This is a genomic window from Bradyrhizobium sp. AUGA SZCCT0105 (assembly GCF_018129565.1).
Lineage (GTDB): Bacteria > Pseudomonadota > Alphaproteobacteria > Rhizobiales > Xanthobacteraceae > Bradyrhizobium.
This window is the reverse complement of record NZ_JAFCMK010000001.1, coordinates 562,929-576,165: the sequence shown is the minus strand read 5'-3', so window position 1 is coordinate 576,165 and position 13,237 is coordinate 562,929. Positions and strand designations below refer to the sequence as shown.

At 65.9% G+C, this 13,237-nt stretch carries 17 protein-coding genes and 1 pseudogene; 11 read left to right on the top strand and 7 right to left on the bottom strand.

All coding sequences use genetic code 11. From position 1 onward, the window contains the following. The first annotated feature begins 5 nt into the window (after window positions 1–5). The 6 genes from pdxY (at window position 6) to JQ573_RS02690 (ending at window position 2,965) form a co-directional block, all read left to right on the top strand. Window positions 6–863, top strand: coding sequence for a pyridoxal kinase PdxY (gene pdxY, locus JQ573_RS02715; protein WP_212317595.1), 858 nt, complete (start codon window positions 6–8; stop codon window positions 861–863). A gap of 17 nt (window positions 864–880) precedes the next feature. Next, window positions 881–1,507: a LysE family translocator gene (locus JQ573_RS02710; RefSeq protein WP_212317597.1), complete on the top strand. Its 627-nt coding sequence runs from the start codon at window positions 881–883 to the stop codon at window positions 1,505–1,507. Next, on the top strand, window positions 1,507–1,851 hold the full coding sequence (locus JQ573_RS02705; RefSeq protein WP_212317598.1) for a tRNA-binding protein: 345 nt from the start codon (window positions 1,507–1,509) through the stop codon (window positions 1,849–1,851). The genes JQ573_RS02710 and JQ573_RS02705 overlap by 1 nt, the downstream gene beginning before the upstream one ends. A gap of 141 nt (window positions 1,852–1,992) precedes the next feature. Next, window positions 1,993–2,223, top strand: a complete 231-nt coding sequence (locus JQ573_RS02700) for a DUF6894 family protein (RefSeq protein ID WP_092113631.1) — start codon at window positions 1,993–1,995, stop codon at window positions 2,221–2,223. A gap of 9 nt (window positions 2,224–2,232) precedes the next feature. Beyond that, complete coding sequence (locus JQ573_RS02695) at window positions 2,233–2,406, top strand: hypothetical protein (RefSeq protein WP_212317599.1); 174 nt, start codon at window positions 2,233–2,235, stop codon at window positions 2,404–2,406. Window positions 2,407–2,728: 322 nt separating this feature from the next. Next, window positions 2,729–2,965 (top strand): hypothetical protein, encoded by a 237-nt coding sequence (locus JQ573_RS02690; protein ID WP_092113629.1) that lies wholly within the window; start codon window positions 2,729–2,731, stop codon window positions 2,963–2,965. A 115-nt stretch (window positions 2,966–3,080) separates the two neighbouring features. On the opposite strand, the gene JQ573_RS02685 is transcribed toward JQ573_RS02690, so the two are convergent. Both JQ573_RS02685 and JQ573_RS02680 read right to left on the bottom strand, forming a co-directional pair. Continuing rightward, complete coding sequence (locus tag JQ573_RS02685; protein WP_212317600.1) at window positions 3,081–3,602, bottom strand: DUF1993 family protein; 522 nt, start codon at window positions 3,600–3,602, stop codon at window positions 3,081–3,083. Window positions 3,603–3,772: 170 nt separating this feature from the next. Further along, window positions 3,773–3,958, bottom strand: a complete 186-nt coding sequence (locus tag JQ573_RS02680; RefSeq protein ID WP_092125583.1) for a hypothetical protein — start codon at window positions 3,956–3,958, stop codon at window positions 3,773–3,775. A gap of 190 nt (window positions 3,959–4,148) precedes the next feature. Here JQ573_RS02680 and JQ573_RS02675 point away from each other — a divergent pair, with 190 nt between their 5' ends. Then, on the top strand, window positions 4,149–4,877 hold the full coding sequence (locus JQ573_RS02675) for a bifunctional 2-polyprenyl-6-hydroxyphenol methylase/3-demethylubiquinol 3-O-methyltransferase UbiG (RefSeq protein WP_212318036.1): 729 nt from the start codon (window positions 4,149–4,151) through the stop codon (window positions 4,875–4,877). Between the two features lie 64 nt (window positions 4,878–4,941). On the opposite strand, the gene JQ573_RS02670 is transcribed toward JQ573_RS02675, so the two are convergent. Together JQ573_RS02670 and JQ573_RS02665 are read right to left on the bottom strand one after the other, a co-directional pair. Next, window positions 4,942–5,121, bottom strand: coding sequence for a hypothetical protein (locus tag JQ573_RS02670; protein WP_092113623.1), 180 nt, complete (start codon window positions 5,119–5,121; stop codon window positions 4,942–4,944). Window positions 5,122–5,559: 438 nt separating this feature from the next. Then, window positions 5,560–6,141, bottom strand: coding sequence for a septal ring lytic transglycosylase RlpA family protein (locus JQ573_RS02665; RefSeq protein WP_212317601.1), 582 nt, complete (start codon window positions 6,139–6,141; stop codon window positions 5,560–5,562). Window positions 6,142–6,519: 378 nt separating this feature from the next. On the opposite strand from JQ573_RS02665, the gene JQ573_RS02660 reads away from it, so the two are divergent. Beyond that, on the top strand, window positions 6,520–7,581 hold the full coding sequence (locus JQ573_RS02660) for a hypothetical protein (protein WP_212317602.1): 1,062 nt from the start codon (window positions 6,520–6,522) through the stop codon (window positions 7,579–7,581). A 107-nt stretch (window positions 7,582–7,688) separates the two neighbouring features. Here the strand turns inward: JQ573_RS02660 and JQ573_RS02655 are convergent, their stop codons facing one another. Further along, entirely contained in the window at window positions 7,689–8,318 is a 630-nt protein-coding gene (locus JQ573_RS02655; RefSeq protein WP_244549440.1) for a L,D-transpeptidase, read from the bottom strand. Window positions 8,319–8,494: 176 nt separating this feature from the next. Between JQ573_RS02655 and JQ573_RS02650 the strand changes: the two genes are divergently transcribed. Then, window positions 8,495–8,878 (top strand): hypothetical protein, encoded by a 384-nt coding sequence (locus tag JQ573_RS02650; protein WP_212317603.1) that lies wholly within the window; start codon window positions 8,495–8,497, stop codon window positions 8,876–8,878. Between the two features lie 10 nt (window positions 8,879–8,888). On the opposite strand, the gene JQ573_RS02645 is transcribed toward JQ573_RS02650, so the two are convergent. Then, window positions 8,889–9,671: an SDR family NAD(P)-dependent oxidoreductase gene (locus JQ573_RS02645; protein WP_212317604.1), complete on the bottom strand. Its 783-nt coding sequence runs from the start codon at window positions 9,669–9,671 to the stop codon at window positions 8,889–8,891. Window positions 9,672–9,704: 33 nt separating this feature from the next. Further along, a pseudogene (locus tag JQ573_RS02640) lies at window positions 9,705–10,290 on the bottom strand (NADPH-dependent FMN reductase). Window positions 10,291–10,468: 178 nt separating this feature from the next. On the opposite strand from JQ573_RS02640, the gene JQ573_RS02635 reads away from it, so the two are divergent. Both JQ573_RS02635 and JQ573_RS02630 read left to right on the top strand, forming a co-directional pair. Further along, window positions 10,469–10,723 (top strand): hypothetical protein, encoded by a 255-nt coding sequence (locus tag JQ573_RS02635; protein WP_092113611.1) that lies wholly within the window; start codon window positions 10,469–10,471, stop codon window positions 10,721–10,723. Window positions 10,724–11,048: 325 nt separating this feature from the next. Then, window positions 11,049–13,130, top strand: a complete 2,082-nt coding sequence (locus JQ573_RS02630; protein WP_212317605.1) for a methyl-accepting chemotaxis protein — start codon at window positions 11,049–11,051, stop codon at window positions 13,128–13,130. The last annotated feature ends 107 nt before the right edge of the window (window positions 13,131–13,237 follow it).

Sequence of the window (13,237 nt, the reverse complement as noted above, 5' to 3'; positions counted from 1 at the left end):
GCGACATGACCGTCATCTCGATCCAGTCACAGGTCGCCTGGGGCCATGTCGGCAACAGCGCGGCCACCTTTCCGATCCAGCTGCACGGCATCGACGTCGTCGCCGTGCCGACCACGCTGCTCAGCAACCGGCCGGGCTATCCGACGATCCGTGGACGGGTGCTCGACGCGCAGCTGGTCGCCGACCTCTTGCGCGGCATCGAGGAGCGCGGCGCGATCGAAAGCGCCCGGATGATCCTGTCGGGCTATCTCGGCTCGGCCGACATCGCGATTGAGGTCGCCGACTTCGTCGCCCGCGCGAAAGCGGAAAACCCGGCCCTGCTCTATTGCTGCGATCCCGTGCTCGGCGACCGTGATCGCGGCATGTTCGTGCGATCGGACATCCCGCCGCTGGTGCGCGACCAGCTCTGTCCGCTGGCCGACATCATCACGCCCAACCATTTCGAGTTCGAATTCCTCTGCGGCGCGCGCGTGACGACGACCGATGACGTCATTGCGCAAGCCCGCGCGCTGATGGCGCGGGGGCCTGCAACCATCGTCATCACCAGCGCCGAGCTTGCCGGCACGCCCGACGGTGAGATCGAGACGCTGGCGATCGAGCACACGGGAGCGTGGCGCGTGCGCACCCCGCGCGTGCCGATCAGCCCGTCCGGCACCGGCGACTTGTTCGCCGCGCTGTTCGTCGCCGCCCGCGTGCGTGGCCTGGCGACGCCGGAGGCGCTCAGCCACGCCGCGTCAGGCATCCACGGCGTGCTGGTGCGCACTGCGGAGCGAGCAACCGAGGAAATGCGCATTGTCGAAAGCGCCGAACTGATGCTTGATCCGAAGCCGCGCTTCGCGGCGGTCGCCATCCCTGCATCCTGACATTCGGGACACGTTTCATGATCGACATCACCACCCTCCTCACCTACGCCGCCGTCGTGCTCGGCCTGTTCCTGATCCCGGGGCCAGCCGTGCTGCTTGTGCTCGCGCGTTCCGTCACCGGCGGGCCGCGCGTCGGCGTCGCGACCGGGTTCGGCATCGCGCTCGGCGACCTCGTCCACACCGCCATGGCGACGTTCGGCCTGTCGGCCGTGCTGATGACCTCGGCGCTCGCGTTCTCGATCGTCAAATATGCCGGCGTGATCTACCTGATCGTGCTCGGCGTCCGCGCTTTGTTCGAGAAGAATGACGACCTGCATTTGCCGGCATCGCAGCCGGTCGATCCGCGGCGCGCGTTCCGGCAGGCGATCTGGGCGGAAATGCTCAACCCGAAGACCGCGCTGTTCTTCCTCGCCTTCCTGCCGCAGTTCGTCCATCCCGGCCACGGCTCCGCCGTCGCGCAGTTCGCGACCCTCGGCCTGATCTTCGTTGCGATGAGCGCGGCCTACACCTCGCTGCTCGCGCTCGCCGCCAGCCAGATCAGCCCATGGATCCGGCGGCATCGCCGCATCGGCCAGTGGCAGGGCCGCGTGGTCGGCACGATCTATGTCGCGCTCGGCATCCGCCTCGCGTTTCAGGAGCGCTGATGTCTCCGCTCAAGCCGCAAGCCACATATGACGACTTCGCCCGCCTCGACATCAGGATCGGCAAGGTGGTCGAGGTGCAGCCGTTTCCGCGCGCCCGCAACCCCTCATACAAGGTCGGCGTCGATGTCGGCGCCGGTCGGACGATGTGGTCGAGCGCGCAGATCACGAATTACGAGCCAGCGGCGCTGGTCGGCTCGCAGGTCGTCTGCATCTGCAATCTCGGGCCGAAGAACATCGCGGGTTTCACCTCGGAACTGCTGATCCTGGGCGCCAAGGATGCCGGCGGCCAGGTGATCGTGCTCGGCCCGCGCAGCGAGGTTGCGATCGGTGAGCCGATCTTCTGACGACCCGACCCGATCACGGCGGCGTGATTCAAATCGTCTGGATTCCCCGTAGTTTACCGATGGGGGATCACCCGGATTCTAAGTGCCCGCGCGCGCTGCTATTTCAGCGCCAGAGAATCGCTTCGGCATGGGAATCGGAAGATGTCCGCAGTTTACTTTCACTGCTCCGACGACAAGCACGTCATCCTGGATCGCATCGGCGCCGCGATGGATTTTTCGGAGGTGCGGGTGCATGCGGAGCAGCTCGCGCGCAGCTTTGTCATGACACCGAGTGTGGAGGACTGGCGCAACTGGGCGGTCCACGTCACCGACGATATCGGTACCGAGATCTTCGAGCTGCCGTTCACCGCCGTCCTCGGCGAATTGCACTGAGGGCATGCCATGAACTCGATGGAACTCGCCCTGCAGCCCTTGCGGCGCCACCTCACCCGCCTCGCTCAGCGCTGCGTCGCGCTGATCGAGGGCGTCATCCACCCCTATCGCCCCGAGCTGTACTACATGCGCGGGCCGGGTCCGAAATGCCGCGCCAGGCGGCAAGCCGGGTTGCGCAACTAGTCCGAGGGTTTGAGCGACGAGAAAAGGCCGATGGGCGTTACGCCACCGGCCTTCTCCTGCGGCTGCCGGTTCCCGGAGTCCGGTTCCGCCGCAATTCCACCTGGTCGCAAGCTTGCGACGACAGCTTTAATCAAATCTTAACGGCATGGCGGTGAGCTGGATGACAGGACTCCTTCGCCGTGCCGCGCGTGTAGTCGTTCATCGCGCTGGATGCGTTGCACATCGTTTTTGCGCCGATCACCCGACGATTGTGCGCGATGCATCTTAGGGAATGCACGACTCAGTGTTACCCTGTGATGCAAACCGAAACGGAGAACTTCGGATGCCGTACTACACCTTCGATCTCGTGGTGGGGGACGAGTTCCGGAATCAAGGAACGATCATCCTCGAAGACATCAGCCTTGCCTCCGATCGCGCCGATCAGCTCGCCAACGAGCTGTCGCAGGTCAAGCCGGAGCTGAAGGCGCGCGGCTGCGCCGTGCGCGTCACCGACATCGACCGGCGCGAGCTCTACCGGACGCCGCTCGACCCCGTGCCGCACTGGCGCAGGGCCGGCTAGCGCCGGCAGGCTTTAGACTCTGTTGACCGCGCCCGTCCGCGCGCGGTCTTGATCTTGCTTCGTGCGGGGCGGCCGGTGTTGCCGCCTCAGCAAGACCAGTCGGCGCGCGGCTCGATCACTTCTTCATGTTCAACCGGCCAATGAAGTCACGTTTGCCGAGCGGCGCGCCCTTGTGGCGGAGGATGTCGTAGGCGGTGGTCGAGTGGAAGAAGAAGTTCGGCAGCGAGAACGACATCAGGAATCCCTCGGCCGTGAACGGCATCGACCGCTCGCCGAGCTTGAACATCACTTCGCGCCCGAGCAACGCATTGACCGCATCCGGCGTCAGCGCCGACAATTCGGTGTGCGCGTCCTTCACCAGCGCCTGCAGTGCGGCGTAATCCAGATCGGGCTTGCCGGACGGCGGGACGAACACGCCGCTCTTCGCGGCTTCCATCGCGCCGCGGGAATGATGCGCGAGCGAGACCACCTGAAAGCGGAACGGCAACATGTCCGGAAACAACCGGGTCTCGACGATCTCGGCCGGATCGATGCCGTTCTCCTTGAAATGCGCGAGGCTCTTGTCGAGAAAGCCCGAGGCGGCGCCGAGGATCTGCAGATAGTTGGCAACGGTCGCGTCGTAGAGTGAAAAGGTCATGGCGAATTCCCCCAGATAGAAAATTTGTCTGATGCTTGCCGGAACAGAGTTCCCGGAATTTCCGGCGAAGGCAAGCGGCCTTGGGGATTCGCAACCTTGGGGATTCGCAAGTCGAATGGTCCAGCGCCCAGCGCCGGATCATTCGGTCAGGCATCGCGGGCTCCCCGCGGTCAGCTCTGATGCGGTCCGCGCATCATCTTCATGGCGTCCTCGATATGGCGCCACTCGCGGGCCTCTTCGGTCTCGCCCTTGCTCTCGCAGGCGATCGCGTTCTGCGCCGCCTCGGCAATCGCCTGCAGGCCGTGCTTCTCGAGCATCTGCCGCGCGATGGTGTGGATCTGCATCTCGGCTATCATGGCGCTCTCCTCTGCTGTCCGACGCCGCAGGGACAGCCGTGACCGCGCGTCCCGCGGACTGACTTCAAAACGGCCGAACGCCGCGTCTGGTTCCAGCAGACCGGCCGGCGCGATGGAATCAACGGTTTCCACGCGCCGCGGCGGCGGATACAGAGAGGCGGACCCCGCTCCTTCCCGAGTTGCCGTGACCATGGCGCAGAACATCTATGACGATCCCGGCTTCTTCGCCGGCTACAGCCAGTTGCCGCGGCAGGTCCGCGGGCTGCTCGGCGCGCCCGAATGGCCCGCGATCCGCGCCATGCTGCCTGACATCGCAGGCAAGCGCGTGGTCGATCTCGGCTGCGGCTTCGGCTGGATGTCGCGCTGGATGCGCGAGCAAGGCGCCTCCGGCGTGCTCGGCGTCGACCTCTCGCAGAACATGATCGCGCGCGCCACGGCGATGACGCAGGATCCGGCCATCGCTTATGAGATCGCCGACCTCGAAACGCTGGAGCTGCCGAAGGCCACATTCGACCTCGCCTACAGCGCCCTCACCTTCCACTACATCAGAGACTTCGATCGCCTGGCGCGGATGCTGTATCGCACCCTCGCCCCGGACGGGCATCTGGTCTTCACCATCGAGCATCCGATCTACATGGCCGCCGCCCATCCCGGCTGGGGACAGGACCAGGACGGCCGCAAGTCCTGGCCGGTCAACCGCTACTTCATCGAAGGCGAACGCCGGACCGACTGGTACGTGAAAGGCGTGCTGAAATATCACCGCACCATCGGCACCACGCTCAATGCGCTGATCGGCGCCGGCTTCACGCTTCGCCACGTCGAGGAATTCTCCCCGACGCGGGAGCAGATCAAGGCTGTGCCCGAACTGGCCGACGAACTCGAACGGCCGATGATGATGCTGGTGTCAGCGCAGCGCTAGCGCATGATCCGGAAAAGTGCGAAGCGGTTTTCCGAAAAGATCATGCGCAAACGGCAATAGAGCACTACGCCGCGAGCAGCTTGTCGAATTCCTCGGGCGGGTATGATTTTCCATCCTTGTCGGTGATCACCACCTGCCATCCCTCGCTCGCCCAGACCTTGGCCTTGGCGATGATGATGAAGGTGCTCTCCCGCTCGATCCTGACCGTTTCGTTCTCGCGTTCTGCGATCATCTTGTAGGCCAATGCTTGTCCCTCGCCGACGTCATCCGTTCGGCGGTGTGTTGGCAGCGGCGTTGGGCCGCAATTCGCCGGGAGCATGACAATTTGGTGGAAGCACAGGCGCCAGATGCGGCAGAGCGCAACGTGCGGTCGCGGCGGCGCAACTTACCCATCAAGGTCGGCTTATCCAGCATGTGGTCTTGCCGCTGATGGCTCAGGCCCACCCCGTGAACGCACTCCGCGCGCATGCCTCAAAGAAAAACCCCGCCTCGGTGGGACGCCAAGGCGGGGAAGGTTCATTGGGTTGAAAATCCACGCGCCTGGAAAAGGAGAGCGCGGGAAGTAGCGGCATCAATCCTATTTGTTGCCAGCGTTCGGACAACAGGATTAAAGCGCGCGCAACACCGGGACTTTTTCCCGATCCGTCCGGCAAGAAATCCCGAACCTGACTTGCGACGCCGCTCACTGCACCACGTCGAGCCGGACATTCGCGACGCCCTTGCCGATCATGCCGAGCGACTGTGCAGCAGAATACGAGACGTCGACGATGCGCCCGGGAACGTAAGGCCCGCGGTCGTTGACACGCACCGTGACCGAGCGGCCGGTCTTGACGTCGGTGACGCGCAGCTTGGTGCCGAACGGCAATGTCGGATGCGCGGCGGTCAGTTCGTGCGCGTTGAACTTCTCGCCGCTCGCGGTCTCCTGCTCGTCGCTGTAGAAGCTCGCGACGCCCTGCGACGCGATCCTGGTATCGCCGCCTTTGCGTGACGCGTACGGCGTGTGCTTGCGCGCGGTTGCGACATGTGTGCGCGTCGCCGATGACGCAGCCCGGGTCGGCTCGAGCGATGCTGGCCGGCTCGCGAGCGCCTGCGAGCGCTGGCTGACGACGGAGGACTGTGCACAGGCCGCAAGCGACGCGGCGCCGATCACGATGGCGCAGAGCCGCAGCGGCTTTCGCGCACGAGCCAATGCAATTGCGGGCGCAACACCGCGCGCGCTGCGTTTGACGTCGACGTACGAAATGACTGCATCGTCGCGTGACATGTTGCATCCCCAACTCGCGCCCCAGCCCAAGCCGAAAATCCAACACCCGCATGGCCGAATCCAATCGGGGCGGAACGGTGGCGGAGCGCGGTCGGACGGGCCGCAGGCGAACCGATTTCCCCTCGGGTGTGGTGGATGCGCCACACAACCAGGGAGGTTCACCCGGAAATGCGTCCCGGAGCTCTCCGCGCGCGTCCAAGGATTCCTAGCGTCCTCGGCTCCCAGCGTCGGTTCCCGAAACTCCCCAACCTCTCCACCCTCTCGCCTTGCTTTGGTCAAACCGGACTGGAGTCGTGGGGTCAGGGCCAGGGGTCGATACAGAGCTCAAATTGCCGGCCGCCCATTTGCGGTTGACCTTGGACTGAAACGGGGACCGCCATGCAATCGACACTGAAAGACGCAGATCCGCACGATATTTTCGCGATCGAACCTAGCTTCACTGCAACCCGCCCGGACAATGCCGCCGCGCCGGCACCCGCCGCCAAGGGAGCGGCAGGGCAACGCGAGCCTTGGTTCGGCCCGAGCCTTGCCCCCTCTTCCACGCCACAGGTCGCGGCCGCCGCCACGGTCACCTCGGTGCCGCCGGTGACGCCGATACCGGTGACGGCGCCGCCGGCCGCGCCGGAATACAGCGCCGCAAGCCATGACGGCAGGCTGGACGACATCAGACTGGAGCGCGCGCCGCGTCCGACCAATAAATGGGCGATCCGCGCCTTCTGGTTCGTGTTCGCGATCGCCGGCGCCATGGGCACCGCGGCGTGGCAACACTACGGGCATCGCGTCAAGCAGGTGGTGGCGGAGTATGTGCCCCAGGTCGAGGCCCTGACGTCGCTGCTGCCGGGCAAGGCCACTCCCGCTGCCGACCAGGCGAGCCGGCCCGCGCAGGTGGCTGCCGCCGATCAGCCGGCTGAGGCTGCTCCAGCGGCTGCGCCACAGGACGTCGCTGCAGCGCAGCCTGCGGTGGCCGCAGCACCCGCTGCAGCGGCGGCGCCGGTTGCCCCGGCGGCACCAGCTGACCAAACGCAGCTGTTGCAGTCGATGGCGCGCGATCTCGCGTCGATGGGACAGCAGATCGAGCAGCTCAAGACCAGCATCGATCAGCTGAAGGCGAGCCAGGATCAGTTGACGCAGCGGGTCGCGCGGACGACCGAGACCAGGGCCGTCGAACCGCGGCCGGTCGCGCCGCGCCCGCGTGCCGCGATCACGCCGCCGCCTGCGGCGCCACGCACGGCCGTTGCTTCACCGCCGGTGCGCCGGTCGTACCCGCCGACCCAGGCCTACATCCCACCGCCACCGGCTGCATCAGCGGCCCCGCTGCCGGCACCCGTTGCAGCCGCACCGCAGGCTGTCGCGCCGCGGCCAGTGCAATCGCAGCCGTCCTCTGTTGTCGATGCTGATGATAACGGCCCCGTGGTCCGGCCGCCGATGCCGTTGCGCTGACGGGACTCACAAAAAAGTAGGGCGGATTAGCGCAAGCGTAATCCGCCGCCGCTGCCTCGAATGATGGCGGATTACGCCTTCGGCTAATCCGCCCTACGGCCTTGGCTTTACGCGCTCTGTCCCGGCGGCAGCACGACCACGGTCGCGCCCGGCTTGACGTGCTGGTAGAGATCGATCACGTCGGCGTTGTTCATGCGGATACAGCCCGACGAGATCGCCTGCCCGATATATTCGGGCTGGTTGGTGCCGTGGATGCGGTAGAGCGTGTCCTTGTTGCCCTGGTAGAGGTAGATGCCCCGGGCACCGAGCGGATTGGCCGGTCCGCCGGCGACACGCGCCGGATACGGCCCGAGCCGCTCCTGGATGTCCTTGGTCGGAACCCAATCCGGCCATTCGGCGAGACGGCCAACGGTGGCGACGCCGGAGAACGCCATTGCCTCTTCGCCGACGGCGACGCCGTAGCGGATCGCCTTGCCGCCGGGCAGCACGTAATAGAGATAGCGCGCGTCGGTATCGACCAGGATCGAACCCGGCTGCTCCTTCCGCCTGTAATCGACAATGTGGCGCTGGAACTGATCCGGAATCTTGGCGTCCGCATAGGGCGGATGCGCCAGCAATTGCCGATCGCGCGGCGTCATCGCGGCATCCGTCACCGGCGACAGCGTCGCCTGCATGCAGCCGCCAAGTGCGAGCGAACCCATCAGCACCGCAGCAAGCCCCAACTTCGACACGATCATTCTCCCCTGCGTCAAGTTGTGGCACTTGCTGCCGAAATCGTGCTGAAATCGTGGCAGCGCAGATTGGAACACGGCTGTTTGATCGGTTCCTTCGGCAAGTGTGTCCTTCCGGTTGCAGTCGGTTCCCGCGGACGCTAGCCTTGCGGCAAAATATCTAAAACATCGGGAGGAATTCGATGCGTTACGCTCTGCTGATTGGCGGCCTGATTGTCGCGGCAACACCGGCCCACGCCGATCCGCGTGCGGCCTATGTCACCATGGTGCTGCAGGCCTTTGCCGCCAAGGTCGAGTGCCCCGGCACCGATCTCGTCTATCAGGACCTCGTGCAGCGCGCGCAGGACATGCACCTGCCCGACGGCACCACCGAGCAGGTGCGCAAGGCGATCGCCTTCATGCATACCGGCGGCAAGATGGGCGAGAAACAGGCCGACGACCTGATGACCGAAGTCGCGATCGCAACCCAGACCACCGACCTCGACCAGCGCCGCGCCGGCAGCATGACGACCTGGTGCCAAGACCAGAAGACGCGGCTTGCGGGCTACATCCGGACGAAGGAGTAAATTTCGATTCTCAATCGAGCTCCGGCGGCGCGAACCAGTTGGTCAGCGACAGGCCGCCGTCGACGACGATCGATGCGCCGGTGACGTAGCCGGAGAGCTTGTGCGACAGCACGGCGAGCGCCATCGGCGCGAGATCGTCCGCCTGGCCTAGCCGCCCCAGCGGAATGTGCCTGGCCAGCGCGGGGTCGGCGACGAAGCCGCCCGCCGCGATCGCACCGGGCACCAGCGCATTGACGCGGATGCCGTAGCGGCCCCAGCTCTTGGCCAGTTCCTTCACCAGCATCGCCATGCCGGCCTTCGCCGTCGAATAATGCGGCAGGTTGCGCGGCGTGCCCGCATGCAGCGAGGTGAGCAGCAGAAACGAGCCAGGCCGCTTCGCCGCGATCAGCTTGCGCGCCAGTTCGCGCGACAGATGAAAGCCGGCATCGAGATTGACCGCGTGCATCTGCCGCCACGTCTCTTCATCGACCGCCATCGCGTGATCGGCCTCGCGGCGCGGCGGCGAAGCGCTGTGGACGAAATGCGTCACCTGCCCGACCGCGGCTTGCGCATGTGCCAGCAGGGCGTCGCACGCCGCACGTTGTGCGAGATCACCGACCCAGGGCACGGCAAGTTCGGGATGTGCGGCGGCCTGGATGGCGGCCATGACCCTGTCCTCATGCGAGTCGGCGAACACCGTGCGCACGCCCTCGCCGACCAGGGCCTGCGCGATGGCGCGGCCAATGCCATTGCCGGCGCCGGTCACCAGGGCTGCCTCGCGCGCGGGATCGAAGGGCGATGTGAAAAGGCTCATGATGCCGATCTCCGAGGACGTGCAGACCTGCACTCAGTATGGCGGCGCCTTGCGCGCCCGCTGTGCCTTGGCGGCTTCGATCCACCAGGTGAAGTCGTCGGCAAAGCGCGGAAAGGCGCGTTCGAGCGACTTGCCGCCCTCGCCGATCGGCTTGCCTTCGGCGGACAGGGTCTGCGCGATCGGCCCTGCGCTGATCGTGCTCGACACCACCACCATGCCCATCTCCGACAGCGTGCCGTGCCAGGCGGTTGCGGCGCGCGCACCGGCGAACCGCCCGGCCGAATAGCTTGCGATCGCCGCCGGACGCCAGAACCATTCCTCGAGGAAATGATCGGTCAGGTTCTTCAGCCCGGGCTGGATGCCCCAATTGTATTCGCCGGTGACGAACAGGAAGCCGTCGGCGTCGCGGATCTTTGCAGCGAGCGTTTCGAGCACGGCCGGCGCCTGGCCCTTGGGATGTTCCTTGTACATCCGGTCGAGCATCGGCAGGCCGACCTCCGTCGATCAACTCGACATCGTCGCCGCGCGCACGCAGGCTGTCGACGACGAAATGCGCCAGGCGGATGCCCATGCGATCCGAACGATAGGAGCCATAGAGAACGAGAATGCGGTGGGTCATGATGGCGCGATCCTACCACAGCGCTGCGACCGCCGTCCTGCGGCTGGCGCGCAGACGTTAACGGCATTCCGGCGCGTTTTCCCGGCATTAAGCAATTCGTCGCAGGTCCCTCGCTGCGGCCAAAAATTGCCAGATTTGTTTTCTGGATATGCGTTCGCTTCGAGAAGGAGAACCCGACATGCGGATCGCAAAGCTGGTCTTCGCAGGCTCGCTCGCGGCCATCGCCGCCGTTGCCACGCCGGCGCTGGCGAAGAGTGCCGAGCGGCAGAAAGCCGACGAGAAAGCCGCCACCACAACCAATTCGACCGGCTGCCAAGCCTACCAACAGGCCGCCGACGGCACCTGGAACCAGCTTCCCTGCGGCGAAGCGGGCACGGGCGGCGCGACCCAGCACCGCGCCGCGACCAAGGGCGCTGAGGACGACGAGCACTGACCGTCACGCCGCGCCGCCACGCACGGCCGGGCGGCACCGCGTCTTCGACTTTCGGACAATGCGGAATGGGCGGGACCGCCACACATCCGGTGTCGTCCTGGCGAAAGCCAGGACCCATAACCACCGAAGGTGATTGTTGCGCGACGCTGGGGCCACAGCCCTCTCTAACAACACGACCCTGTGGTTATGGGTCCCTGCTTCCGCAGGGACGACGATCGGGATGTACGCCGTGCCACACACGGCTCCCGCATCATAAACCCAAGCTTAATGCGCACCCGGTACGGTTGAGGCCTTCCCTCTTTCGTCAAGAAATGGCGCGCATCCCATGAAAATCGGTACTCTCCTGACGGCCGCGATCGTCTCCTTGTCCGCGGTCGGCGGTGGCCTGGCGGCCTATGTCGCGGCGACCAAGTACCAGACCATGGACAAGGTTTCGACCGCGCAGAGCCGGCTCGAGATCGTCCGCGCCGTCGGCGATATCCCGCGCTACATGAACCCCGAGCGGGGCTATGCCACCAACCTGCTGCTCGCAGGCGGCACGATCGATCCGAAGCAGATCGCCGAACTCGACCGCCAGCGCCAGTTGACCGACGGCGCGCTGGCCAAGGTTAACCAGGTGCGCGCCACCCTGCCGGGATCGCTCGACGATGGTGAGGCCGTCGCGCGCGAGATCGACGCGCTGAAGGTGAAGTTTGCCGGGCTGCGCGACGCCATCGCGGCTGCAATCGCCGGTCCGGCCGATGCCCGCCGCGCCGCCGCCGGCAAGATCGTCGCCGACAATTCCGTGTTCAACGCCGGTGTCACCACGCTGCTCGACGAGCAGGTGCGCCGCCTCGCCGGCCTCGACGGCAATGCCTATCGCCAGGCCAGCTACGCCAACGTTGCCTGGATGCTGCGCGACACCGGCGGCCTCAATGCCAGCCTGCACAAGGCGCTGGTCGGCGCCAAGCGCGTCGCGACCGATCAGGAGAAGCTGGAACTTTACCGCTCGACCGGCCGCACCGAGCAGATCCTCTCGACCCTGCAGGAATTGCGCAACAATCCGGCGACGCCCGCGAACGTCATGACGGCGCTCGGCAAGATGCAGGCCGACTATGTCGAGCGCTTCGGCAAAGCGCTGAAGCTTGCCAAGGAAGGCGCAGTAACCGGCAAGTATGAGCTGGATCTCGACACCTACTATCCGGAATCGCAGATCGGCCTCGCCGCCATCATCACCGTGCGCGACGCGTTCTACGAGAATGCCGAGCAAGTGCTTGCCAGCGCCTATTCGTCGGCGCGCTTCAGCTTCGTGATCGCACTGATCGGGCTGCTCGCGGTCATTGCCGTCAGCGCCGGCCTCATCGTCGTGGTCCGCCGCCGCATCCTCAACCCGATCGCCGCCCTCACCGGCCGGATGTCGCGCCTCGCCGCGGGCGACGTCGCCGAGGCGATCCCGGGCGCCGCGCGCAACGACGAGATCGGCGCGATGGCCGCAGCCGTGCAGGTGTTCAAGGACAACAGGATCGAAGCCGATCGACTCGCGAGCGAGAAGGAAGCCGAGAATGACGTCAAGATGCGCCGCGCCCGCGTGCTCGACGATCTGACCCGTGCTTTCGAAGCCAAGGTCACCGAACTGGTCGGCGGCCTGTCCGCAGCGTCCTCGGTGATGGAGGACACGGCGCAATCGATGTCGGCCACCGCGGCCGCCACCAACCGTCAGGCCGCGGTCGTCGCCGCGGCGTCGGATCAGACCTCGACCAATGTGCAGACGGTGGCGAGCGCGACCGAGGAACTGACCTCCTCGATCTCGGAGATCGCCCGCCAGGTCGCGACCTCGACCGAGATCGCCGCCCGTGCGGTCGACCATGCAAGGCGCACCGGCGACACTGCGCGCTCGCTGGCCGAGGGCGCCCAGAAGATCGGCGACGTCGTGACGCTTATCCAGAGCATCGCGGCGCAGACCAACCTGCTCGCGCTCAACGCCACCATCGAGGCGGCCCGCGCCGGCGAGGCCGGTCGAGGCTTTGCCGTCGTCGCCTCGGAAGTGAAGTCGCTGGCCGGCCAGACCGCGAAGGCGACCACGGAGATTTCCGAGCAGATCACCGCGATCCAGACCGCAAGCGACGAGACCGTGACGGCGATCCGGAGCGTCGTCGACGTCATCACCGAAATCGACCAGATCGGCACTGCGATTGCCGCCGCGATCGAAGAACAGGGCTCGGCGACCAAGGAGATCTCGCGCAGCGTCCAGGAAGCCGCGCGCGGCACCCAGGAGGTCAATTCCAACATCTCCGGCGTGCAGCGCGCCGCCGACGACACCGGCGCGGCGGCAACCCAGGTACTGGGCGCCGCCGAGCAGCTCTCGACGCAGTCCAAGGACCTCGCCGGCCAGGTCAACCGCTTCCTCTCCGACGTGCGGGCGGCGTAGTCCTGAATCCGTAGGATGGGTAGAGCGCAGCGAAACCCATCGCTTCGCTGCGAGTGTTGATGGGTTTCGCTGCGCTCTACCCATCCTACGTTCGTCATGACGTCATC

Bases quoted from the DNA above. Each gene is read 5' to 3' on its own strand.
- pdxY (WP_212317595.1), top strand. From the start codon at position 6: ATGACCGTCATCTCGATCCAGTCACAGGTCGCCTGGGGCCATGTCGGC.
- JQ573_RS02710 (WP_212317597.1), top strand. From the start codon at position 881: ATGATCGACATCACCACCCTCCTCACCTACGCCGCCGTCGTGCTCGGC.
- JQ573_RS02705 (WP_212317598.1), top strand. From the start codon at position 1,507: ATGTCTCCGCTCAAGCCGCAAGCCACATATGACGACTTCGCCCGCCTC.
- JQ573_RS02700 (WP_092113631.1), top strand. From the start codon at position 1,993: ATGTCCGCAGTTTACTTTCACTGCTCCGACGACAAGCACGTCATCCTG.
- JQ573_RS02695 (WP_212317599.1), top strand. From the start codon at position 2,233: ATGAACTCGATGGAACTCGCCCTGCAGCCCTTGCGGCGCCACCTCACC.
- JQ573_RS02690 (WP_092113629.1), top strand. From the start codon at position 2,729: ATGCCGTACTACACCTTCGATCTCGTGGTGGGGGACGAGTTCCGGAAT.
- JQ573_RS02685 (WP_212317600.1), bottom strand. From the start codon at position 3,602: ATGACCTTTTCACTCTACGACGCGACCGTTGCCAACTATCTGCAGATC.
- JQ573_RS02680 (WP_092125583.1), bottom strand. From the start codon at position 3,958: ATGATAGCCGAGATGCAGATCCACACCATCGCGCGGCAGATGCTCGAG.
- JQ573_RS02675 (WP_212318036.1), top strand. From the start codon at position 4,149: ATGGCGCAGAACATCTATGACGATCCCGGCTTCTTCGCCGGCTACAGC.
- JQ573_RS02665 (WP_212317601.1), bottom strand. From the start codon at position 6,141: ATGTCACGCGACGATGCAGTCATTTCGTACGTCGACGTCAAACGCAGC.
- JQ573_RS02660 (WP_212317602.1), top strand. From the start codon at position 6,520: ATGCAATCGACACTGAAAGACGCAGATCCGCACGATATTTTCGCGATC.
- JQ573_RS02655 (WP_244549440.1), bottom strand. From the start codon at position 8,318: ATGATCGTGTCGAAGTTGGGGCTTGCTGCGGTGCTGATGGGTTCGCTC.
- JQ573_RS02650 (WP_212317603.1), top strand. From the start codon at position 8,495: ATGCGTTACGCTCTGCTGATTGGCGGCCTGATTGTCGCGGCAACACCG.
- JQ573_RS02645 (WP_212317604.1), bottom strand. From the start codon at position 9,671: ATGAGCCTTTTCACATCGCCCTTCGATCCCGCGCGCGAGGCAGCCCTG.
- JQ573_RS02635 (WP_092113611.1), top strand. From the start codon at position 10,469: ATGCGGATCGCAAAGCTGGTCTTCGCAGGCTCGCTCGCGGCCATCGCC.
- JQ573_RS02630 (WP_212317605.1), top strand. From the start codon at position 11,049: ATGAAAATCGGTACTCTCCTGACGGCCGCGATCGTCTCCTTGTCCGCG.